Here is a 22,608-nt window from a genome sequence, read left to right as displayed (position 1 = left end):
TGACAAGACCGGCCCGGCCAACCGGCCCCCGCCTGCGGCTAAGGCCAACTGCGCCTCGGGCCTGACGCCATGACCGCACAGCGTCCCGGCGGCCAGTCCGACCAGGCATTGGCACCTGCGAAACGGATGGTCGACGCAGCACCTGGTTTGCTCCCCGAGCGGCTCCCAACGCATCCGCTCGGGTCATCTGAGGCGAAAGCGCCCCTTCACCCGCGGTCAGAAGGTGGCATTCGTCGCGCCTCCATCCAGAAGGATGTTCTGCCCGACGATAAAGCCCGCATGGTCGGAACACAAAAACGCACAGGCAGCCCCGAATTCGGCCGGGGTTCCATAGCGGCCTGCGGGAATGGTGGCGCTGCGCTCGGCGATGGCGTCGTCCATGCTGATCCCCTTGGCCTTCACGACCGCACTGTCCAGCGCGATTGCCCGGTCGGTGGCATGGATGCCGGGCAGAAGGTTGTTGATCGTGACCCCCTTGCCAGCCACCTGCCTTGAGGTTCCCGCGACAAAGCCGGTCAACCCGGCGCGGGCAGAGTTCGACAGGCCCAGCGCCGCAATCGGCGATTTCACCGACACGCTGGTGATGTTGACCACCCGCCCCCAGCCCTGCGCCATCATTCCCGGCAACACCGCCTGCATCAGCGCAATCGGCGTCAGCATGTTGGCGTCGAGTGCGCGAATGAAATCGTCGCGCGCCCAGTCCGACCACATGCCCGGCGGCGGCCCGCCGGCGTTGGTCACCAGAATTTCGAAGGGCCCACGCGCCAGCACCGCCGCGCGCCCCGCCTCGGTCGTGATGTCGGCGGCAACCGTCACCACGTTCACCTGCGTTCGCGCTCGGATATCGGCCGCCGCCGCCTCCAGTGCGTCGGCCCCGCGTGCGTTCATCACCAGATCGACGCCCGCCTCCGCCAGCGCCTCAGCACATCCGCGCCCCAACCCCTTGGACGACGCGCAGACCAGCGCGCGCTTTCCCCTGATGCCCAGATCCATTGCCAACCCTCCGCTTTGCTGCGGCAAAACCTACGGTGGCCCTGCACAAAGGTCCACTGTGCCGCTTTCCCTTTGGCAAATATCCTCGGGTGGTACGGGGGGTGCGGGGGCCGAAGCGCCCCCGCTTGCCCAAGCCGGTTGCGCGCGTCTGACGGCCAGAGGCGGGACGCGGATCGTGCGCCCGGAAACGGCGCTCATTCAGACAGCGCGGGTCAGTCGAAGAACGGGTCAGGCGGAAAAGTAGAACTCTTCCCGCACGATCCTGCCGTCCTTCACATGATAGATCGCCACCTCGCGGCCTTGGCTCCGCTCGCCCGTGGCGCGGTTTTCGGTATCCATCCCGAAGATCACCGCAAAGCTTTCCTTGCCATGAATGAACGGTCCCTCCACCGTCAGCCCGTGGGTGATGAAGGCGCCCTCCCACCAGTTGTGCTTGCCGTGGATCGCGGCCAGCCCCACCGTCTCGCGCCCGCTGCCCATGTCCATCGGTTCGACCGACACCGCGTCAGGGGCGTAAAGCCGGTCGAGGTTGGCCCGCTCGCGTCCCTCACGGCAGCCGGCAACCAGATCGTTGGCTATCTCCAGAAATGTCATTCCAACCTCCATGTTCCTTCATTGTTCTCACTCTGCCCCACAAACCCCGAGTCGCACAAGCGCGCGCTTTTCGTTGCGGCGGAGCGCTGCGCATCTTATACGACGCCCCATGTCGAACCGTGCCCCCCTGCCCGCCGAAATCGCCCGCCGCCGGACCTTTGCGATCATCTCGCACCCCGACGCAGGCAAGACCACGCTGACCGAAAAGTTCCTGCTGTTCGGGGGCGCCATCCAGATGGCCGGTCAGGTGCGCGCCAAGGGCGATGCGCGGCGCACGCGGTCGGACTTCATGAAGATGGAGCAGGAGCGGGGGATTTCGGTTTCCGCCAGCGCCATGTCGTTCGATTTCCGGCAGTATCGCTTCAACTTGGTCGACACGCCCGGCCACAGTGATTTCTCCGAAGACACCTACCGCACGCTGACCGCCGTCGATGCCGCGATCATGGTGATCGACGGGGCGAAAGGCGTGGAAAGCCAGACGCGCAAGCTGTTCGAGGTGTGTCGCCTGCGCGATCTGCCGATCCTGACTTTCTGCAACAAGATGGACCGGGAAAGCCGCGACACCTTCGATATCATCGACGAGATTCAGGAAAACCTTGCGATCGACGTGACGCCGGCCTCGTGGCCGATCGGCATGGGCCGTGATTTCGTCGGCGCCTATGACCTGCTGCACGACCGGTTGGAAATCATGGACCGCGCCGACCGCAACAAGGTGGCCGAAAGCATCCAGATTTCAGGCATGGACGATCCAAAACTTGCCGATCACGTCCCGGCTGACCTGCTGAAGAAATTCCGCGACGAGATCGAAATGGCGCGCGAGCTTCTACCCGCCTTCGATCGCGCCTCGTTCCTGAACGGATCGATGACACCAATCTGGTTCGGCAGCGCCATCAACTCGTTCGGGGTGAAGGAGTTGATGGACGGCCTTGGCGAATACGGGCCGGAACCACAGCCGCAGAAGGCCGCCGAGCGCCAGATCGACCCCAGCGAGACCCCGGTGACTGGTTTCGTCTTCAAGGTGCAGGCCAACATGGACCCAAAGCACCGCGACCGCGTGGCCTTCGTGCGCCTCGCCTCGGGGCATTTCGAGCGGGGCATGAAGATGTTCCACGTGCGAACGAAAAAGCCGATGACGGTAGCAAGCCCGGTCTTGTTCCTTGCCGCCGACCGCGAACTGGCCGAGGAAGCCTGGGCCGGTGACATCATCGGCATCCCGAACCACGGCCAGTTGCGCATCGGCGACGCGCTGACCGAAGGCGAAAGCCTGCGCTTCACCGGCATCCCGTCCTTCGCGCCGGAACTGCTGCAATCGGTGCGGGCGATGGACCCGATGAAGGCCAAGCATCTGGAAAAGGCGCTGACCCAGTTCGCCGAGGAAGGTGCCGCCAAGGTGTTCAAGCCGATGATCGGCTCGGGCTACATTGTCGGCGTTGTCGGTGCCCTGCAGTTCGAGGTGCTGGCCAGCCGGATCGAACAGGAATATTCGCTGCCGGTGCGGTTCGAGGGGTCGAACTTCGCCTCAGCCCGCTGGATTTCCGGCGACAAGGCCGAGATTGAAAAGCTGGTCAGCGTCAACAAGGGCCACATCGCGCATGACAGCGACGGGGATCTGGTGTTCCTGACCCGCCTGCAATGGGACATCGACCGCGTTGTGCGCGATTACCCCGGCGTGAAGCTTTCGGCCACCAAGGAGATGATGGTCTGACCCACCCGAACCGCGTCCAGCCCGATGGCAGTTTTCTGGCCGTGGCGGCGCGGGGCGGCTTCATGGGCAACCGCGGGCGGCTTCACGATGCAGCGGGACGGATCGTGCGGCGTTGGCAGGGCAAGGCCTGGATCACCTGCACCTTGCGCGAAAAACCGGGGCGGGTGTCGCCGGGCGTGATGCCACCGAACGGCTATACGCGACTTTTCTTCCATGACGAGGCGGTTGCCTCGGCGGCCGGCCACCGGCCCTGCGCCGAATGCAGGCGGGCGGCCTATGACGACTTTCGCCACGCCTGGGCGCAGGCGTTCGGGCAGCGTGACCGGGCGGTCGCGATGGACGCGGTCCTGCACGCCGCGCGCATCGACAGCGCCACGCGCGGGCAGCACAGGCATGTGGCTGCTTTGGGCGACCTGCCGACAGGCGCGTTCGTGCTGTGGCAGGCTCAGCCTCATCTGGTGAGCAAGGCCGGCCTGTTGCCGTACCGGCCCGAAGGTTACGGCCCCGCTGTGCAAGAACCCGATGCCGAGGGTGTCGTGCTGACGCCGACGCCGGTGCTGGCCCTGATGCGCGCCGGATGGCAGCCAGCCCACTCCGCCGCAGAAGACCGTCCGAACTGGTGATCCGCCATGACCCGGGCCGCGCGCCAACCGTGATCGGGCGAGGCTTTGGCCAGCGTCACCCGGCGCGGCGCCACGGCAGGTGCGGCACACCCGATCGCGGCGATGACAAGGGCGTGGTCGCCCGCCGCATAGCCCTGCCCCACCCGCAGGACCACTGCCTCGCCGGGCTCAAGGGGCGGCGTGTGGCCCAGCGTGACCCCGCCCGCCATGACCCGGTAACGCACATGGCGACAGTCGCTTTCGGGCGCGGTCAGCAACACTCCGTAAGACTTGGTTTCCGAGGCCGAGCGCAGGGTGAACTGCACCCGCTCGGCCAAAGCCGGAGCCGCGCAGAATAGCGCGCAACCGGCCAGTATCATGGCCTTCATCTCAATCTTCCTTGCCAAAAAAAGTCGCTTCAATGAAACGAAGCGTACAGCACGGTCGGCACACTAGCCAGCACGTTGTCGCCGCCCGCAGCGTACCCGGTGCGTGCCCGATGCCTGCCTTGACCTTGCGCCCTATTTCCGCTATGCGCCGCTGGCGGCCAAAGAAGGGCCGAGACGCCGGGGCGCCCGGATAACATGCGTCCCATTACCCATGCGGTCCGATACCGCATTCATAGGACGCTGATGACCAAATTTTCCGACCTCGCGCTGGACCCGCGCGTTTTGCAAGCCGTTTCCGAAGCCGGCTACGAAACCCCCACGCCGATTCAGGCGCAAGCCATCCCCGAAGCGCTGAAAGGCCGCGACGTCTTGGGCATCGCCCAGACTGGCACCGGCAAGACGGCAAGCTTCGTGCTGCCGATGATCACGCTTCTGGGTCAGGGCCGTGCGCGCGCCCGGATGCCGCGCAGCCTGGTGCTGGCGCCGACGCGCGAACTGGCCGCGCAGGTGGCCGAGAACTTCGAGACCTATGCCAAGCACACCAAACTGACCAAGGCGCTCTTGATCGGCGGCGTGGCCTTTGGCGAACAGGACAAGCTGATCGACCGCGGCGTCGACGTATTGATCGCCACCCCCGGCCGCCTCCTCGACCATTTCGAGCGTGGCAAGCTTCTTTTGAACGGCGTGCAGATCATGGTGGTCGACGAGGCTGACCGGATGCTCGACATGGGGTTCATCCCCGATATCGAACGCATCTTCCAGCTGACCCCCTTCACGCGCCAGACCCTCTTTTTCAGCGCCACGATGGCGCCCGAGATCGAGCGGATCACCAACACCTTCCTGACCAACCCGGCCAAGGTCGAAGTGGCACGGCAGGCGTCCGCCTCGTTGACCATCACGCAGGCACTGATCGAGGTGAAGCCCACCCGCAAGGACCGCAGCTTCGCCGACAAGCGCGCCGTCCTGCGCGCGCTGATCCGGGCGGAAGGCGAGGCTTGCACCAACGCGATCATCTTCTGCAACCGCAAGATGGACGTGGACGTGGTGGCAAAGTCGCTGAAACAGCATGGCTTCAACGCTTCGCCCATTCACGGCGACCTTGACCAGTCGGTGCGGACGAAAACGCTGGATGGCTTCCGCGATGGCACCGTGCATCTGCTCGTCGCCTCCGACGTGGCGGCGCGCGGGCTGGACATCCCGGCCGTCAGCCACGTCTTCAACTTCGACGTGCCCTCACACCCGGAAGACTACATCCACCGCATCGGTCGCACCGGTCGCGCAGGACGGCTGGGCAAGGCCTATACCATAGCCGTGCCGTCGGACGAAAAGTACATCAAGGCGATCGAAAGCCTGGTAAAGACTGAAATCCCGCGGGGCGCGCTGCCAGAAGGCTTCGTTCCCGGCGAGGATGACGGCCGCCCCGAACGCCCGCGCGAAGAGCGCAAGCCGCGTGGCCGAGATCGCGACCGTGACCGCAAGCCGAAGGTGACTGCCGACAGCCCGAACGCGTCGATGGAGCCGCTGGTGGTGGCAGAGCCGGTCGCCGTGGTGGCAGCGGCCCCCGCACGCGAGGAACCCCGCCGTGAGGAACCCCGCCGTGAAGAACCGCGCCGCGACGACCGTCGCCGCGAACCGCGCGACACAATCCGTGACGAGCGCCGCGAACGGCCGGACTACCGCCGCGATGACCGGCGCGATTACGGCCCGGCTGTGGTCGGCATGGGCGACCATGTTCCAGACTTCATCCTGCGCAGCTTCGCGCTTAAGGCCGCCACGGCCGACGAGCCGGAAGAGGCGCCAGCGAACGGCACCGAAGGCTGACACGCCCACCCGAAACAACAAAGGCCCCGCAATCTGCGGGGCCTTTTGCTTTCGGTGGCAGTGCGCCTACTCGGCGACGAGGCGGCTGACCACCACGGTCGTTTCCGGCTTCTTGCCGATCTCTTCCATCGACACCTGACGCACGATCCGTCGGATCGCCTCTTCCAGCTTGTCGTCGTCGCGCAAAAGCTTTCGTCCAGCCTTGTCAAGGAAGTCGGCAAGGTCGCCTTCCATCGTCTCGTTCAGCGGGCGGCCGCCAAGACCGGTGGCGGGCAGGCCCATCACCTCGACCCAAGGCTCGCCCATCGGCTCGTCGTTTTCGTCCAGGATGACAGTGACCAGCGCGTGACCGTTCAGCGCCATGCGGATGCGGTCGCGCACCACCCCGTCCATCGACCCGATAAGCGCCGTCCCATCAAGGTAAAGCCTCCCGGTCTCGATGTATTCGGCCACCTCCGGCACATCGCCGGTCAGGTCGATCATCATGCCGTTCGACGCAACCTCGGCGGCAATTCCGGCTTCGGTGGCGATGCGGGCGTGTTCGCGCAAATGCCGATGTTCGCCGTGCATCGGGATCAGCATGTCGGGCAGAACAAGGCGGTGGACATGTTCCAGATCGGGCCGGTTCGCGTGGCCCGAGACGTGGTACTTGCCGCCCTGGTCGTCGATCACGTTGACGCCGATTTCGGAAAACGCGTTCCAGATCCGGCCCACGTCACGTTCGTTGCCCGGAATGGTTTTCGATGAAAAGAGGAAGGTGTCGCCTTCCTTCATCTCGATCCCCAGATACTTGCCACGGCTAAGCTGCGCGGATGCCGCGCGGCGCTCGCCCTGGCTGCCGGTGACCAGCAGCATCAGGTTGCGGCGCGGCACGTCCAGCGCCTCTTCCGGACTGACGGTTCGAGGGAAATTGCTCAGCACGCCCGCCTCTTCCGAGGCCGAGATCATCCGCTTCATCGACCGGCCAAGCACACAGACGGTGCGGTCGGCGGCGCGGGCGGCTTCGGCCAGCGTTTTCAGGCGAGCGACGTTGGAGCCGAAGGTGGTGGCGGCAACGATGCCGGTGGCGGATTTGATCAGCTCGGTCAGCGCCGGGCCAAGCGTGCTTTCGGATCGTCCTTCGTGCGTGGAGAACACGTTGGTGGAATCGCACATCAGCGCCTTGACCGGGCGTTCCGCAACGATTTCGGTAAAGCGGCTGTCATCCCAGGCCTCGCCCACCACTGGCTTGTGGTCGATCTTGAAATCGCCGGAATGCAGGATGCGGCCTGCGGGCGTGTCGATCACCAGCGCCGAGGATTCCGGGATGGAATGGCTCACGGGCACGAACTGCACCTTGAACGGCCCCACCTCGACCGTGCCGGGACGTGGCTCGACGGTGATGATCTGGTCGATCGGCAGCCCCGCCTCTTCGAACTTCAGCTTGCCGATGGTGGCGGTAAAGCGGCGGCAATAGACCTTCTTCTGCAGCTTGGGCCACAGGATGCCAAGCGCGCCGATGTGGTCTTCGTGGGCATGGGTGATGAAGATCGCCTCAAGCCGGTCAAGACGGGCTTCCAGCCACGACACGTCGGCCATGATCAGGTCGACACCCGGCGAGCCGTCCATGTCGGGGAACGCGACGCCAAGGTCGACGAGGATCAGGCGTTCGCGGCCAGCGGGTCCGTAGCCGTAGACATAGCAGTTCATGCCGATCTCCCCGGCGCCGCCGAGGGGAAGGTAGATCAGCCGGTTGGTGCTCATATGGTTTCCTTGTTGAATTCGTTGATCAGGACCAACCCGTGCATTGTCAGGTCATCCTCGATCGAATGAAATAGTTCGGTTCCTTGCGCGAACAGGGAGGCAAGGCCGCCTGTTGCAATGACTTTCATGGGCCTGTCGCGTTCACGGCGCACGTTGCGCACCACGCCTTCGACCAGCCCGATATAGCCCCAATACACGCCGGACTGCATGCAGGCCACCGTATTCGTGCCGATCACCTTGTCGGGCCGGGCGACGTCGATGTGGGGCAGCGCGGCGGCGGCCATGTGCAAGGCTTCCAGCGACAGGTTGACGCCGGGCGCGATGACGCCGCCGACATAGGCGCCGTCGTGGTCCACCACGTCGAAGGTGGTGGCGGTGCCGAAATCGACGACGATCAGATCACCGCCATGCCGGTCATGCGCGCCAACGGTGTTCACCAGCCGGTCGGGGCCGACTGTCGTGCCCTGATCGACGCGCGGGGGCACGGGAAGCTTGCAGTCGGGCTTGCCGACGACAAGCGGCCGGCAGCCGAAGTAGCGGTCGCAAAGAACGCGCAGGTTGAACACTACGCGCGGCACGGTGGAGGAGACGATCGCCCCGGTCACCGTGGCCTCGGTCTTGGTCAGCATCATCAGCGAGGAAAGCCATACGAAGTATTCGTCCGCGGTGCGCTTGTGGTCGGTGGCGATGCGCCAGGTGGCAATGAACTTCGCCCCGTTCCAGATGGAGAACACAGTGTTGGTGTTGCCGCAATCGATGGCCAGAAGCATGGGCGTTGGTCCTGTTGGAGCATCGGAGTCGGGGGTTTCACACCCCCGGACCCCCGTGGGATATCTTGGCCGAGAGGAAGACCGGAGCGGTCAGAAGAACACCTCGGCAGCGGGGATGGCAAGCGTGACGGACGGGGTGCGCAGGATGAGGTTGCCGGTGGCGTCGATGGTTTCGAAGATGCCGGTGCGGGTGGTGACGCCGGTGCGGGCCTTGATCGCCTCACCCAAGCGGGCGGCGTGGGCCAGCCATGCGGCGCGGATCGGGGCGAAGCCCTGGGTGGCGAAAGTAGTTTCCCATGTCGCATAGGTAGGGGCGAGGGCGTCGAGGAAAGCCTCGGGTGTCACGCGCTTGCCGGTGTCTTGCAACAGCGACACGGGAGCCAGCGCGCCCGGTTCGACGAGGCTGGCGTCCGGGGCTGCGATCAGGTTGACGCCGATCCCGATGCAGAGCGTGGCGTCGGGCGTGCCCAAGGACTGGCTTTCCAGCAAGATCCCCGCGACTTTGCCACCGTTCAAAAGCACATCATTCGGCCATTTGAGCGCGAAGGCATCGGGCAGGCCGGTAACCGCCACCAGCGCGTCACGCAAGGCAAGGGCGGCAACGAACGAGCGCAGCGCCACGGTTTCCGGCGGCTCGGCCGGGTGCAGGACCAGCGTGCCGTGGAAGTTGCCGCGCGGGCTGACCCAAGGCCGGGCGCGGCGACCGCGACCGGCGGTTTGCAGCCCGGCGGTGATCCACACGGGCCCACCACCGCGCCGGAAACCCTCGGCATTGGTGCTGTCGATTTCGGGGAGGGCGATGCGCCCTGCCCCGTCTGCTGCCTCAGCGGACAAGCGCTTCCGCCGCGAGCGCGGCCACCGGTTCGATCCCGAAGAGGTTGATCATCCCCGCCAGCATGATGACCGCCACGGCGACCAGCATCGCCCATTGCACCGGGGCCATGCGGCTGTCGGCGGGTTCCGTCTCGGCGCCGAAATACATGAAGTAGACGATGCGCAAGTAATAGAACGCACCGATCACCGAGGCAATGGCACCGGCCACGGCAAGCCAGACCATGCCGCCATCAACCGCCGCCTTCAGGACGTAGAACTTTCCGATGAAGCCCAGCATGGGCGGAACGCCTGCAAGGCTGAACAGCAGGACCAGCATCGCCAAAGCACGCAGCGGCTCCTTCTTGGCAAAGGAGTTGAGGCTGGCGATGTCGCTGACCGGACGGCCGTCACGTTCCAGCGACAGGATGAAGGCGAAGGCGCCGACGTTCATGGTGACGTAGATCGCCATGTAAATCAGCATCGCCTGCACGCCGCCGGCGGTGCCGACCGCAAGGCCCATCAGCGCAAAGCCCATGTGGGCGATGGAGGAATAGGCCATCAGGCGCTTGATGTCGCGCTGACCGATCGCTGCGACAGCGCCAAGGAACATCGAGGCCACCGAAAGTGCCGCGATCACCTGCCCCCACTGGTCGGGCACTCCGCCGAAGGCGTCATGCACCAGACGGGCGATCAGCGCCATCGCTGCCACCTTCGGTGCGGTTGCGAAGAAGGCGGTCACAGGAGTAGGCGAGCCTTCGTAGACATCGGGCGTCCACATGTGGAAGGGCGCGGCCGACACCTTGAAGGCAAGGCCCGACAGCATGAACACAAGGCCGAATAGAAGGCCCAAGGGCACGCCGTCCTGCACCGTGGACAAAATGCCCGCGAACTGGGTGGTGCCAGCGTAGCCATAAACCAGCGAAGCGCCGTAGAGGAGCAGGCCCGAAGAGAGGGCACCAAGGACGAAGTATTTCAGGCCGGCTTCCGACGACTTAGCGCTGTCGCGGCGCATCGCGGCCACGACGTAAAGCGCCAGCGATTGCAGTTCGAGGCCCATGTAAAGCGACATCAGGTCGCCAGCCGACACCATCACCATCATGCCGATAATGGCGAGAGTGACGAGGATCGGAAACTCAAACCGCAGAAGGTCGCGGCGCTGCATGTAATCCATGCTCATCACAAGCACGGCGGCGGCCGAAATCAGGATCGTCACCTTGGCAAAGCGCGCGAAGGGGTCGTCGATGAACATGCCGTTGAACGCGGTGCGTTCGCCCGCGCCATTGGTGCCGATGTAAAGTGCCAAGAGCAGGAACAGCCCGGCAGTGGTCCAGACCAGCGTCGGCGCCAGTTTGTCCTTCGTCGTGTAGACGCCGACCAGCAGGGCCGCCATGGCGTAACCAGCCAGCACGATCTCGGGCAGGATGGTGGTGAAATCTGCGGGCATCATGGCCGGAACCTCAATTCAGGGCCACCTGCCCGGCCACATCGGGCAGGGCAGCGTGGTAGTCGGAGACAAGGGCCGCAACGCTCGGCCCGATGATGTCGGTCACGAGGCTGGGGTAGATGCCAAGGATCAGGGTCATCGCAATCAGCGGCGCGAAGATCAGCTTTTCGCGGCGGTCCATGTCGGTGATGGTTTTCAGCGCCTCTTTCACCAGCGCGCCGAACACGACGCGGCGGTAAAGCCACAGCGCATAGGCCGCCGACAGGATCACGCCCGAGGTCGCCACGGCGGCGACCCAGGTGTTCACCTGGAAGATGCCCATCAGCGTCAGGAATTCACCGACGAACCCCGAGGTGCCGGGAAGGCCGACGTTGGCCATCGTGAAGAACATGAACACCAGCGCATAGGCGGGCATCCGGTTCACAAGGCCGCCGTAAGCCTCGATCTCGCGGGTGTGCATCCGGTCGTAGATCACGCCGACGCAAAGGAACAAGGCGCCCGAGATGAAGCCGTGCGACAGCATCTGGAAGATCGCGCCGTCGACGCCCTGCTGGTTGACCGCGAAGATGCCCATTGTGACGTAGCCCATGTGGGCGACCGACGAATAGGCGATCAGCTTCTTCATGTCGGTCTGCGCCAGCGCCACGAGCGACGTGTAGACGATCGCGATGGCAGACATCCACAGGACCAGCGGGCCAAGCACATCCGAGCCCACCGGGAACATCGGAATCGAGAACCGCAGGAAGCCGTAGCCGCCCATCTTCAACAGGATCGCGGCCAGCACGACCGAACCAGCGGTTGGTGCCTGAACGTGCGCATCGGGTAGCCAGGTGTGCACCGGCCACATCGGCATCTTCACCGCAAACGAGGCGAAGAAGGCGAGGAACAGCATCGTCTGCAAGCCGCCCACGACCGGAATGCCGAGAATCGAGAACGTTTCAGACCCGAAGTCATGCGCCAGAAGCTTCACGATATCCGTCGTGCCGGCATCCAGATACATCGCGATCATCGCGACCAGCATCAGGACCGAGCCGAGGAAGGTATAAAGGAAGAACTTGAAGGCCGCGTAGATCCGGTCCTTGCCGCCCCAGATGCCGATGATCAGGAACATTGGGATCAGACCCGCCTCGAAGAACAGGTAGAACAGCACCAGATCCAGCGCGCAGAACACGCCAAGCATCAGCGTTTCAAGCACAAGGAACGCGATCATGTATTCCTTTACCCGCGTTTCCACGTTCCAGCACGACAAGATGGTGATCGGCATCAGGAACGTCGTCAGCATCACGAACAGGATCGAGATGCCATCCACCCCCATCCGGTAGCTGAGCCCCATGATCCAGGCGCGTTCCTCGACGAACTGGAACCCGGTGTTCGACGGATCGAAGCGCAACAGCACGAACAGCGAGATCAGGAACGTCGCCGACGTGGTGAACAAAGCAAGCCACTTGGCGCCGCGCTGTGCAGCCGCATCATCGCCGCGCAGGAACAGCGCCATGATGATCGCCGCGACAAGCGGCAGGAAGGTGATGATCGAGAGAAGCTGGTTTTCCATGGTGCGCGCCCCTTACTTCGCGCCGCCGAACAGCGTCATCCAGGTAACCAGGGCAACAATCCCCAGAACCATCGCAAATGCATAGTGGAAGAGGTAGCCGGACTGGGCCCTTCCGGCGAGACGGGTGAAGAAGGGAACGATCCCCAAGGCCACCCCGTTGATCGAGCCGTCGATCACATCTCCGTCGCCGCGCTTCCACAAAAAGCTGCCAAGCCAGCGGGCCGGACGGACGATAAGGAAATCATAGGCCTCGTCGAAGTACCACTTGTTCAGAAGGAACAGGTAGAGCGGGCGCTGTTGCGCGGCCAGACGGCCCGGCAGGCTCGGGTTCTTGATGTAGAACAGCCAAGCCAGCGCGAAACCAAGCACCATCGCAATGAAGGGCGAAACCTTCACCCACTTCGGTGCCTCATGCGCCTGATGGATCACGGTATTGTCGACCGCCATGTAGATGGCACCCTGCGGCGCTGCGCCGGCAACGGCGGTGTGGGTTTCCACGGCCTCGCCCTCGATCGCTACGGCTGCCTCGCCCTCGGTCCCAACCGCAGCCTCGCCTTCGGTGGCAACGGCGGCTTCGCCTTCGGTGGCGTGGGCTTCCTCGCCGGCCCCAGCCTCGTGCTGAGCGGCTTCCATGCCGAACCAGTCGCGCATCTTGTCTTCTTCACCGAAGAACACGTTGTACCAGACCATGCCGGCAAACACCGACCCGACCGCCAGCACCCCCAAAGGCACCAGCATCGTCAGCGGGCTTTCGTGCGGCTCATGGGCGTGGTCGTCGTGGCCGTGCGCGTCATGGCCCTGACCATGTCCGTGGCCGCCTGCCCGACTTTCGCCGTAGAATGTCAGGAACATCAGCCGCCAGGAATAGAAACTGGTCATCGCCGCAGCAATCACCAACAGCCAGAAGGCATAGCCTGACCCGACCCAGGCGCTTTCGATGACCGCGTCTTTCGACAGGAACCCGGCGAAACCGATATGCGTCAGGGGAATGCCCACCCCGGTGATCGCCAGCGTGCCGATCAGCATCGCGGCAAAGGTCAGAGGGATCTTCTTCCGCAGGCCACCATAGTTGCGCATGTCCTGTTCGTGGTGCGTCGCAGTGATCACCGAGCCTGCGCCAAGGAACAGCATTGCCTTGAAGAAGGCGTGCGTGAACAGGTGGAACATCGCCACTGAATAGACGCCCACCCCCGCCGCCACGAACATGTAGCCAAGCTGCGACATGGTGGAATACGCGATCACGCGCTTGATATCGTTCTGCACCAGACCGATCGTCGCCGCGACAAAGGCCGTGGTCGCGCCAAGCACGGTGATAAAGGCGGTCGCCTGAGGCGCATACTCATAGACCGGTGACATGCGGCAGACGAGGAACACGCCCGCCGTCACCATCGTGGCCGCATGGATCAGCGCCGACACCGGGGTCGGGCCTTCCATCGCGTCTGGCAACCAGGTGTGCAGGAACAACTGCGCCGATTTTCCCATCGCGCCGATGAAAAGCAGCACGCCCACAAGGTTGGCCGCGTTCCATTCACCCCACAGGAAGGTCAGGTTGGTTTCCGCCAGCGCCGGGGCAGCGGCAAAGACGTCGTCAAAGCGGATCGAGTCCGTCAGGTAGAACAGCGCAAAGATACCAAGCGCAAAGCCAAAGTCGCCGACACGGTTGACGACGAATGCCTTGATCGCGGCGGCGTTGGCGCTTGGCTTGCGGTAGTAAAACCCGATCAGCAGATAGGACGCGACGCCCACGCCTTCCCAGCCGAAAAACATCTGCACCAGGTTGTCCGACGTCACCAGCATCAGCATGGCGAAGGTGAAGAACGACAGGTAGGCAAAGAAGCGCGCCCGGTACGGCTCGTCATCCGCCCAGTTTTCATCGTGCGCCATGTAGCCGAAGGAATAGAGGTGAACGAGGGCCGAGACCGAGGTCACCACCACCAGCATGATCGCAGTCAAGCGGTCGAGGCGGATCGCCCATTCGGTCGCAAGGCTGCCGCTTTCGATCCAGCGCATCAGCACGATCTGCTGCGTCTCGCCGTCGAAGGTCAGGAAGATGACCCATGACAGCGCGGCCGCCAGAAACAACAGCGCGGTCGCAATGACTTGCCCGGCCCGCTCACCGATAATGCGCCAGCCAAAGCCGCAGATCAGCGCGCCGATCAGCGGCGCAAAAAGAATGATCGTTGCCATCTTGGGTCAGCCTTTCATCACGTTGACGTCTTCCACGTCGATCGTGCCGCGGTTGCGGAAGAACACGACGAGGATGGCAAGGCCGATGGCCGCTTCGGCGGCAGCGACGGTCAGGACGAACATGGTGAAGATCTGCCCGACCAGATCGCCCGCGAAGGACGAGAAGGCGACGAGGTTGATGTTTACCGCCAGCAGCATCAACTCGATCGACATCAGGATGACGATCACGTTCTTCCGGTTGAGGAAGATCCCGAAGATGCCGATGACGAACAACGCCGCCGCCACCGTCAGGTAATGTTCAAGTCCAACCATCTCACGTTCCCTCCGGGTCTATTGCCCGTTGTCTTCTGTCTTGCCCCCTTGGGGGCGCGGGGTGGGCTTAAAGCCCCTGCCCCGGTTTCACGTCCTTCAACTCCATCGCCTTGGCCGGGTCGCGCCACATCTGCTGCAGCACGTTCTGGCGCTTGATGTCGCGGCGGTGGCGCAGGGTCAGCAGGATCGCCCCGATCATCGCGACCAGCAAGATCAGCCCGGCAAGCTGGAACAGCAGGAAGTAGCGATCATAGATCAGCATACCCAAGGCGCGGGTATTCTCGACCTCGGTCGGGGTGACGGCCTGACGCAAACCCTCGGACCCTTCAGCGGCATCCCACACGCCCACACCAATGGCGATCTGCATCAACAGAACGACGCCGATCAACAGACCCAACGGCATGTAGCGCGCCAATTCGCCCTTCAATTCGGCAAAGTCGATATCCAGCATCATCACGACGAACAGGAACAGCACCGCCACCGCGCCGACGTAGACGATAACCAGCAGCATCGCGACGAATTCCGCGCCCAACAGCACGAAGAGCCCCGAGGTCGACAGGAACGCCAGGATCAGCCACAGCACCGAATGCACCGGGTTGCGGCTGATCGTGACCATCAGTCCAGCGGAGACGGTGACGATGGCAAACATGTAGAAGGCAAAATCAACGACGGTCATGCGTCTTTCTCCCCGGTGTCGTCGGCGGTCTCGGCAAAGACCTGTTGCGCGATCTCCAGCGCCTTCTGCATCGCTGGGACGCCGCCGAACATGCTCATCTGCCAGATCACCTCGGCAACCTCGCGCTTCGTTGCCCCCGCAGCCAGCCCGTTCTTGATCGTCATGCGCAACTGCGGCTCGCCAATCGGGCCAAGCACGGTCTGCGCGGCAATCGTCACCAGAAACCGGGTCCGCGCATCAAGCCCCTCGGGATTGAAGGTCTTGCCGAACCACATCTCCAGGATTTCCTTCGGCATCGCCGGGAACATCTTTTCCCACGCCTTCACATCGACGTTTTCCATCGCCGGCGCGAACGCCTTGGCCATCTTCTGGCCCTGCTCCATCATCGCGGCGAACATCTTGGCGAAATCGTCGGTCATCAGCGGTACGGCGCGTCGAGTTCAAGGTTGCGGGCGATCTCGCCTTCCCAGCGTTCGCCGTTCGCCAGAAGCTTGTCCTTGTTGTACAAAAGCTCCTCGCGGGTCTCGGTCGAAAACTCGAAGTTCGGGCCTTCGACGATGGCGTCGACCGGGCACGCCTCTTGGCAGAAGCCGCAGTAGATGCACTTGGTCATGTCGATGTCATAGCGCGTGGTGCGGCGGCTGCCGTCCTCGCGCGGTTCGGCGTCGATAGTGATGGCCTGCGCCGGGCAGATCGCCTCGCAAAGTTTGCACGCGATGCAGCGTTCCTCGCCGTTGGGGTAGCGGCGCAAGGCGTGTTCGCCCCGGAACCGCGGCGACAGCGGGCCCTTTTCATGCGGGTAGTTCAGCGTGGTCTTCGGCTTGAAGAAGTATTTCATGCCAAGGCCGAAGCCCTTGATGAAATCCATCAGAAGGAAATAGCGGGTTGCGCGGTTCCAGTCGATGTTGCTCATCTTCAGCCTCCAATCGCCCAGCGGGCCCAAAAGCCGCCGAACACTTCGAATTTCGCAAGGAACGCCACCAGCACGACCCAGCCCAGCGACAGGGGCAGGAATACCTTCCAGCCGATCCGCATCAACTGGTCATAGCGGTAGCGGGGCACGATCGCCTTCACCATGGCGAACATGAAGAAGAACAGCCACATCTTCCCAACCATCCACCACCAGCCATCGGCCAGCCCGGGAATGGGCGAAAGCCAGCCGCCGAAGAACAGCAAGGACATCAGCGCGCACATCAGGAAGATCGCGATGTATTCGCCGGCCATGAACAGCAGATACGGGGTAGAGGAGTATTCCACCATAAACCCGGCCACCAGTTCCGATTCCGCTTCCGGCAGGTCGAAGGGCGGGCGGTTGGTTTCAGCCAGCGCGCTGATGAAGAACAGGAAAACCATCGGAAAGTGCGGCAGCCAATACCAGTTGAACAGACCGTAGTCGCCATCCTGCGCCGCCACGATGGCCGAAAAGTTCATCCCCCCTGTCGAGATGATGATGCCGATGATGATCAGGCCCAGCGAAACCTCGTAGGAAATCATCTGCGCCGCCGACCGCAACGACCCAAGGAACGGGTACTTGGAGTTCGAGGCCCAGCCGCCCATGATCACGCCGTAAACCTCAAGGCTCGACACGGCAAAGACGAACAGGATCGCCACGTTGATGTTGGCCAGAACCCAACCGTCATCGAACGGGATCACCGCCCAGGCCAGGATCGCCAGCACGAAAGACAGCATCGGCGCCAAAAAGAACACCGGGCGGTCGGCCCCTGCCGGCACCACGATTTCCTTGACCACATACTTCAGCGCATCTGCCACCGATTGAAGCAGGCCAAAAGCCCCCACCACGTTCGGGCCCTTGCGCAGCTGCACGGCGGCCCAGATTTTCCGGTCGCCGTAGACGAGGAACAGAAGGCTGATCATCACGAAGGCAACGATCAGAAGGCTTTGTGCCGCGATCAGCACCGCCGTTCCGAACCCCGTGGAAAGAAACCCGTCCATGTCAGCCCCTCACTTCAAACCGTCGGTATTCCAAGCTCTGTGCACTCCGCCGCCGTCACTTCGGCGTCGATGGTGCGCAGGCCCTCGGGCAAGGTGGCGGAGATCATGTAGACCGCATCTCCGTACCAGGTCCGTCCGTCCTTCTTCACGATGGTGCGCACGTGGCGTGCGAACCCGTATCCCTTGTCCAGCGCGTATTGCGCCGCCGCACAGCGGCCATAGGCCTCGATATCCGCCCTGTCTTCGGCGCCGGTCATCGCCAGGTTGAAGCTGACCAGCCCGTCATCCAGAAGGATCGTCTGTACGCCACCGTATTCCTGCTGGCCGCGTCCGTCTGTCACCTCCGCCGATTGCGTGCAAGCCCCCAAGGCCGCCGTGGCGGTGGTGAGCGTTGCAGCAAGGGTGATGGGGTGGACCAAGCGCCCTACTCCGCCGCCATCGCAGGGGTTGCGCGGGCCTTCGCCATCGCCGAAAGTTCCGCCATCACCGACGACGCACGCGCGATCGGGTTGGTCAGGTAGAAATCCTTGATGACGTTGCGGAAATCGGCCTTGCCCATCGCCTTCACCGGCAGCGCGGCCCCGGCGTTGCGCGGCACCTGATCGACGGCACCCAGATGCGGATGCGCCGCCACCAGCGCGCGGCGCAGCGCGGCAAGGCTGTCCCACGGCAGGGTCGCGCCCAGTTCGGCCGACAGCGCCCGCAGGATCGCCCAATTTTCCTTCGCCTCACCCGGTGCAAACCCGGCGCGGAACGCCAGTTGCGGGCGACCTTCGGTGTTGACGAAAAGCCCGTTCTCCTCGGTCCACGCCGCACCCGGCAGGATGATGTCAGCGCGAGACGCACCCCGGTCACCGTGGCTGCCCTGATAAATCACGAACGGCCCTTCGGCGATTACCACCTCATCGGCACCAAGGTTGTAGATCACCTCGGCCCCTTCGGTCGCGGCGGCAAGCCCGCCTTCGGTTGCGGCCCCCACATCCATCGCCCCGACGCGCGAAGCGGCGGTGTGCAGGATCAAAAGCTTGGAGTTCGTGTTTTCCGCCAGCCGCATCGCATGGGCCAGCACCGCCTCGCCGTCAGCTTCGGTGATGGCGCCCTGGCCCACGATGATGATGGAGGGCTTCGCCTTCGTCTCGTCGCTGATCGTCTGCGACGACAGCTTTTCCAGCGCCGCGCGGTCGGTGCCGACATGGACATAATCGAACGTCAGATCGACCGCCTCGCCCACCAGACCCACGGTCGCGCCAAGGCTCCACGCCTTGCGGATGCGCGCGTTCAGGACCGGAGCCTCGACCCGCGGATTGGTGCCGATCAACTGGATCATCTTCGCGCTGTCGATATCCTCGATCGTCGCGGTGCCGACATAGCCCGAACGGTTGCCGATCGGCAGCTTGGCGTTGTCGGTGCGGCATTCGATGCGGCCACCGATGCTGCCGATCAGCTGCTTCAGGCTGAACGCAGCCTCGACCGGCACCAGATCACCGACCAATGCGGCAACACGTTTGCCCTTCATCGCGGCCGTCGCGGCGGCTAGCGCCTCGCCCCAACCCGCCTTCCGCAGTTTCCCGTTTTCGCGGATGTAGGGGGTGTCCAGCCGCTGGCGGCGCAGCCCGTCCCAGACAAAGCGGGTCTTGTCGCTGATCCACTCTTCGTTCACGCCGTCATGGTTGCGCGGCAGGATGCGCATCACTTCGCGGCCCTTGGTATCGACCCGGATGTTCGACCCAAGCGCGTCCATCACGTCGATTGTCTCGGTCTTGGTCAACTCCCACGGGCGGGCGGTGAAGGCATAGGGCTTCGACGTCAGCGCACCCACCGGGCAAAGGTCGATGATGTTGCCTTGCAGGTTGCTGTCCAGCGTCATGTTCAGATAGCTGGTGATCTCGGCATCCTCGCCCCGCCCGGTCTGGCCCATCTGGGTGATCCCGGCCACTTCCGAGGTGAACCGCACGCAGCGCGTGCAGGAAATGCAGCGCGTCATGTGGGTGTCGACCAAGGGGCCAAGGTTCAGGTCCTCGGACGCCCGTTTCGGCTCGCGGTAGCGGCTGAAATCCACGCCGTAGGCCATCGCCTGATCCTGCAGGTCGCACTCGCCGCCCTGATCGCAGATCGGGCAGTCAAGCGGATGGTTGATCAGCAGGAACTCCATCACCCCTTCGCGGGCCTTCTTGACCATCGGGGATTTCGTCTTGACCAGCGGCGCCTCGCCGTTCGGGCCGGGGCGCAGATCCTTGACCTGCATCGCACAGCTTGCCGCAGGTTTCGGCGGGCCTCCCACCACCTCGACCAGACACATGCGGCAGTTGCCCGCGATGGTCAGGCGCTCATGATAGCAAAAACGCGGGATCTCCACCCCGGCAACCTCGGCCGCCTGGATGATGGTCATCGCGCCATCCACCTCGACCTCGATGCCGTCGATGCTGATCTTCTTCAAGTTAGACATGCGCCCGGTCCTTCCGCAGCAGCCCGCTTACCGCGTCACGCAGCCGGGCGATCAGCCCTGCCGGTGCAGCGGAGGCTGCCTGTTTCGTCGTATCCTGTTCAAACGACAGGTGTTTCACGCGCGCCTCGATGTCGCGCATCTGGTATTTCGGGTCGAGACTGCCATAGCACATGCCCGTCACTCCCCCACGTTGGATGCGCAGCGGATGGTGCCCCGCCGCTGCGCAGACCCGAACAACGCCACGCCACGCGACAAAGGGGGTTGCGCCGCACGGCACACCCGAAGCCCCTGACGCTGCATGGCGGCTTTCGTCATTTCGACGACCTCAGCAATTCGCCGATCAACGAGCCTTTCGCGATCTCGGCCTCGCCCACCGCGCAATAGGTCTCGGGCTGCCCCTCGACCGCGCCGGCGGCCTTCAGGTACTCTGCCGCCTCGGCCTTGAGACGGGCCTTTTCAGTGTCGCTGCGGATGAACGCCTCGATGTCGGCGCGTGCATACCCCTTGTTCAGCGCGTAGGTCTTCAAACCCTCGATCTTGCCCAGCACCACGAACATCCGCGCATGGATAGTCGGGCAGGTCTTGCGGATCACGTCACCGATCCGGCCCGCGCGCAGGCTGTCGTTGATGAATGTTTCCTGAGGCAGCGGTTCAAGCGCATGGGCCGGGGCCGCAAGCATAAGTGCAGCAAATGCAATCGTCAGTGTGTTCAACGGGCGTTTCATCTTGGCCTCCTTGGCGATGACTGCCGCAGAGATGGGGGAAAACCCCCTTGATATGCCATGACAAACCGGGCGGATCAGCGGGTTGTGACCAAGGCGCGCGTGATATGTCATACGCAGCCCTCGACGAACACCCAAGCTCCTGCCTCGAACCGGTCGTAGATCGAGGTGCGCAGCATCTGGCCCCGCGCCGCACATTCCGCCTCGGCCACCTTGCGGGCGGGCGCGCCGTCCCACATCGCAAAGGGCTGGCCGCCGTTCGTGACCCGTAGCGCGGCAGGGGCGGCGGCCTTTTGGGCCACCGGCACGCAGGCCGTCGCAACCGTCAGGGAAAGGGCAGCCGCCATCCGCATCACTCCGCCGCCATCGCGCCCATGCGGCCGGTCTTGCGGGCCTTGATCCGGTCTTCGATTTCTTCGCGGAACGCCCGCACTAGCCCTTGGATCGGCCAGGCCGCCGCGTCGCCAAGCGCACAGATCGTGTGACCCTCGACCTGCTTGGTGACCGAGATCAGCATGTCGATCTCCTCGACCTCTGCCTCGCCACGCACAAGGCGGTCCATCACCCGCATCATCCAGCCGGTGCCTTCGCGGCAGGGCGTGCACTGGCCGCAGGACTCGTGCTTGTAGAACTTCGACAACCGCCAGATCGCCTTGATCACGTCGGTCGACTGGTCCATCACGATCACCGCCGCCGTGCCAAGGCCCGACCGCTGCTCGCGCAGCCAGTCGAAATCCATGATCGCGTCGTCGCATTGCGTCTGCGTCAACAAGGGCACCGACGACCCGCCCGGAATGACAGCCTTGATGTTCTTCCACCCGCCGCGAACGCCGCCGCAATGGCGCTCCAGCAGTTCCTTCAGCGGGATCGACATCGCCTCTTCGACCACGCAAGGATTGTTCACATGGCCCGAGATGCCAAAAAGCTTGGTGCCGGTGTTGTTCGGGCGGCCAAAGCCCGCAAACCACTCCGCGCCTCGGCGCAGGATGGTCGGGACAACAGCGATGGATTCCACGTTGTTCACCGTTGTCGGGCAGCCGTAAAGGCCCGACCCCGCCGGGAACGGCGGCTTCATCCGCGGCATCCCCTTCTTGCCCTCAAGGCTTTCCAGAAGCGCGGTTTCCTCGCCGCAAATGTAGGCGCCCGCGCCGTGGTGCAGGTAGCAGTCGAAATCCCAACCCGACTTCGCGGCGTTCTTGCCGATCAGTCCCGCATCATAGCATTCGTCGATCGCGGTCTGCAGCGCCTCGCGTTCGCGGATGTATTCGCCGCGGATATAGATATAACAGGCATTCGCCCCCATCGCGAAGGCCGCGATCAGCGCGCCTTCGATCAGGGTGTGCGGATCGTGCCGCATGATTTCCCGGTCCTTGCAGGTGCCCGGTTCGGATTCGTCGGCGTTGATCACCAGATAGCTCGGCCGCCCGTCCGATTGCTTGGGCATGAACGACCACTTCAACCCGGTCGGAAAACCAGCCCCGCCCCGCCCGCGCAGACCCGACGCCTTGACCTGTTCGATCAGGGTGTCGCGGCCGCGCTGGATGATCTCGGCGGTGCCATTCCAATGCCCGCGCTTCATCGCACCCTTCAGAGAGCGGTCATGCATCCCGTAAAGGTTGGTGAAAATGCGGTCCTGATCTTTCAGCATCTCGTAGCCTTCCTACCTCTGGCGTCCCCGCCAGATCTGATACGTCACCACCATCGCCCAGACGAAGGCAGCTATGGCGGCAAAGTCGAACAGGAAGACAAAGCGCGTCTCCCATCCCAACCTGCCGCCCAGCCACTGCGCCCCCATCCACAGGATCATCGTCCCTGCGATGACAAAGGCAACGAGGCGCGTCTGCGCCGCCCGCTTCATCTCGACTGGGTCGGGGCGCTGCATGGCC

At 63.8% G+C, this 22,608-nt stretch carries 23 protein-coding genes; 3 read left to right on the top strand and 20 right to left on the bottom strand.

The features are described from left to right. Positions 1-216 precede the first annotated feature (216 nt). Entirely contained in the window at positions 217-993 is a 777-nt protein-coding gene (locus ACROUL_RS07850; RefSeq protein WP_431298956.1) for an SDR family oxidoreductase, read from the bottom strand. Between the two features lie 228 nt (positions 994-1,221). Further along, the gene (locus ACROUL_RS07845) at positions 1,222-1,587 is read right to left on the bottom strand and encodes a SnoaL-like domain-containing protein (RefSeq protein ID WP_431298955.1); all 366 of its coding nucleotides are present in this window, start codon (positions 1,585-1,587) and stop codon (positions 1,222-1,224) included. Positions 1,588-1,696: 109 nt separating this feature from the next. Between ACROUL_RS07845 and ACROUL_RS07840 the strand changes: the two genes are divergently transcribed. From ACROUL_RS07840 to ACROUL_RS07830, 3 genes are all read left to right on the top strand, one after another. Next, the gene (locus ACROUL_RS07840) at positions 1,697-3,292 is read left to right on the top strand and encodes a peptide chain release factor 3 (RefSeq protein WP_431298954.1); all 1,596 of its coding nucleotides are present in this window, start codon (positions 1,697-1,699) and stop codon (positions 3,290-3,292) included. A gap of 62 nt (positions 3,293-3,354) precedes the next feature. Next, a complete protein-coding gene (locus tag ACROUL_RS07835; protein WP_431298953.1) occupies positions 3,355-3,915 on the top strand; it encodes a hypothetical protein in 561 nt (186 codons plus the stop codon). A 611-nt stretch (positions 3,916-4,526) separates the two neighbouring features. Next, entirely contained in the window at positions 4,527-6,104 is a 1,578-nt protein-coding gene (locus ACROUL_RS07830) for a DEAD/DEAH box helicase (RefSeq protein WP_431298952.1), read from the top strand. Between the two features lie 66 nt (positions 6,105-6,170). Here the strand turns inward: ACROUL_RS07830 and ACROUL_RS07825 are convergent, their stop codons facing one another. From ACROUL_RS07825 to ACROUL_RS07740, 18 genes are all read right to left on the bottom strand, one after another. Next, positions 6,171-7,847, bottom strand: coding sequence for a ribonuclease J (locus ACROUL_RS07825; RefSeq protein ID WP_431298951.1), 1,677 nt, complete (start codon positions 7,845-7,847; stop codon positions 6,171-6,173). Continuing rightward, on the bottom strand, positions 7,844-8,617 hold the full coding sequence (locus ACROUL_RS07820; RefSeq protein ID WP_431298950.1) for a type III pantothenate kinase: 774 nt from the start codon (positions 8,615-8,617) through the stop codon (positions 7,844-7,846). The genes ACROUL_RS07825 and ACROUL_RS07820 overlap by 4 nt, the downstream gene beginning before the upstream one ends. A 90-nt stretch (positions 8,618-8,707) precedes the next feature. Then, a complete protein-coding gene (locus tag ACROUL_RS07815; RefSeq protein WP_431298949.1) occupies positions 8,708-9,451 on the bottom strand; it encodes a biotin--[acetyl-CoA-carboxylase] ligase in 744 nt (247 codons plus the stop codon). Beyond that, the gene (gene nuoN, locus ACROUL_RS07810) at positions 9,441-10,877 is read right to left on the bottom strand and encodes an NADH-quinone oxidoreductase subunit NuoN (RefSeq protein WP_431298948.1); all 1,437 of its coding nucleotides are present in this window, start codon (positions 10,875-10,877) and stop codon (positions 9,441-9,443) included. Before nuoN ends, ACROUL_RS07815 begins: the two co-directional genes overlap by 11 nt. 10 nt (positions 10,878-10,887) lie before the next feature. Further along, positions 10,888-12,426 carry an NADH-quinone oxidoreductase subunit M gene (locus ACROUL_RS07805; protein ID WP_431298947.1) on the bottom strand — a complete coding sequence of 513 codons (1,539 nt, stop codon included), beginning with the start codon at positions 12,424-12,426 and terminating at the stop codon, positions 10,888-10,890. Positions 12,427-12,438: 12 nt separating this feature from the next. Continuing rightward, positions 12,439-14,613, bottom strand: a complete 2,175-nt coding sequence (gene nuoL, locus ACROUL_RS07800) for an NADH-quinone oxidoreductase subunit L (protein WP_431298946.1) — start codon at positions 14,611-14,613, stop codon at positions 12,439-12,441. A 6-nt stretch (positions 14,614-14,619) separates the two neighbouring features. Then, a complete protein-coding gene (gene nuoK, locus ACROUL_RS07795) occupies positions 14,620-14,925 on the bottom strand; it encodes an NADH-quinone oxidoreductase subunit NuoK (protein ID WP_305568162.1) in 306 nt (101 codons plus the stop codon). Between the two features lie 67 nt (positions 14,926-14,992). Continuing rightward, entirely contained in the window at positions 14,993-15,601 is a 609-nt protein-coding gene (locus ACROUL_RS07790; protein ID WP_431298945.1) for an NADH-quinone oxidoreductase subunit J, read from the bottom strand. Beyond that, entirely contained in the window at positions 15,598-16,020 is a 423-nt protein-coding gene (locus ACROUL_RS07785; RefSeq protein ID WP_431298944.1) for a carboxymuconolactone decarboxylase family protein, read from the bottom strand. The genes ACROUL_RS07790 and ACROUL_RS07785 overlap by 4 nt, the downstream gene beginning before the upstream one ends. Then, positions 16,020-16,514 (bottom strand): NADH-quinone oxidoreductase subunit NuoI, encoded by a 495-nt coding sequence (nuoI, locus tag ACROUL_RS07780; RefSeq protein ID WP_305568165.1) that lies wholly within the window; start codon positions 16,512-16,514, stop codon positions 16,020-16,022. Before nuoI ends, ACROUL_RS07785 begins: the two co-directional genes overlap by 1 nt. A 2-nt stretch (positions 16,515-16,516) precedes the next feature. Further along, entirely contained in the window at positions 16,517-17,554 is a 1,038-nt protein-coding gene (nuoH, locus tag ACROUL_RS07775; RefSeq protein WP_431298943.1) for an NADH-quinone oxidoreductase subunit NuoH, read from the bottom strand. Positions 17,555-17,568: 14 nt separating this feature from the next. After that, entirely contained in the window at positions 17,569-17,973 is a 405-nt protein-coding gene (locus tag ACROUL_RS07770) for a hypothetical protein (RefSeq protein WP_431298942.1), read from the bottom strand. 5 nt (positions 17,974-17,978) lie between these two features. Continuing rightward, positions 17,979-20,000 carry an NADH-quinone oxidoreductase subunit NuoG gene (nuoG, locus tag ACROUL_RS07765; RefSeq protein ID WP_431298941.1) on the bottom strand — a complete coding sequence of 674 codons (2,022 nt, stop codon included), beginning with the start codon at positions 19,998-20,000 and terminating at the stop codon, positions 17,979-17,981. After that, entirely contained in the window at positions 19,993-20,172 is a 180-nt protein-coding gene (locus tag ACROUL_RS07760; protein ID WP_431298940.1) for a hypothetical protein, read from the bottom strand. The genes nuoG and ACROUL_RS07760 overlap by 8 nt, the downstream gene beginning before the upstream one ends. 139 nt (positions 20,173-20,311) lie before the next feature. After that, on the bottom strand, positions 20,312-20,725 hold the full coding sequence (locus ACROUL_RS07755) for a DUF5333 domain-containing protein (protein WP_431298939.1): 414 nt from the start codon (positions 20,723-20,725) through the stop codon (positions 20,312-20,314). Positions 20,726-20,832: 107 nt separating this feature from the next. Next, a complete protein-coding gene (locus ACROUL_RS07750) occupies positions 20,833-21,069 on the bottom strand; it encodes a hypothetical protein (RefSeq protein ID WP_431298938.1) in 237 nt (78 codons plus the stop codon). A gap of 5 nt (positions 21,070-21,074) precedes the next feature. After that, the gene (gene nuoF / locus ACROUL_RS07745) at positions 21,075-22,370 is read right to left on the bottom strand and encodes an NADH-quinone oxidoreductase subunit NuoF (RefSeq protein ID WP_431298937.1); all 1,296 of its coding nucleotides are present in this window, start codon (positions 22,368-22,370) and stop codon (positions 21,075-21,077) included. A gap of 12 nt (positions 22,371-22,382) precedes the next feature. Next, a complete protein-coding gene (locus ACROUL_RS07740; protein WP_431298936.1) occupies positions 22,383-22,604 on the bottom strand; it encodes a DUF5337 domain-containing protein in 222 nt (73 codons plus the stop codon). Positions 22,605-22,608: the final 4 nt, after the last annotated feature.

This window comes from Tabrizicola sp. BL-A-41-H6, assembly GCF_050632395.1.
Taxonomy (GTDB): Bacteria; Pseudomonadota; Alphaproteobacteria; order Rhodobacterales; family Rhodobacteraceae; genus JAUYQR01.
The sequence above is the reverse complement of the archived record's forward strand: the minus strand, read 5'-3'. Positions and strand labels throughout refer to the sequence as shown.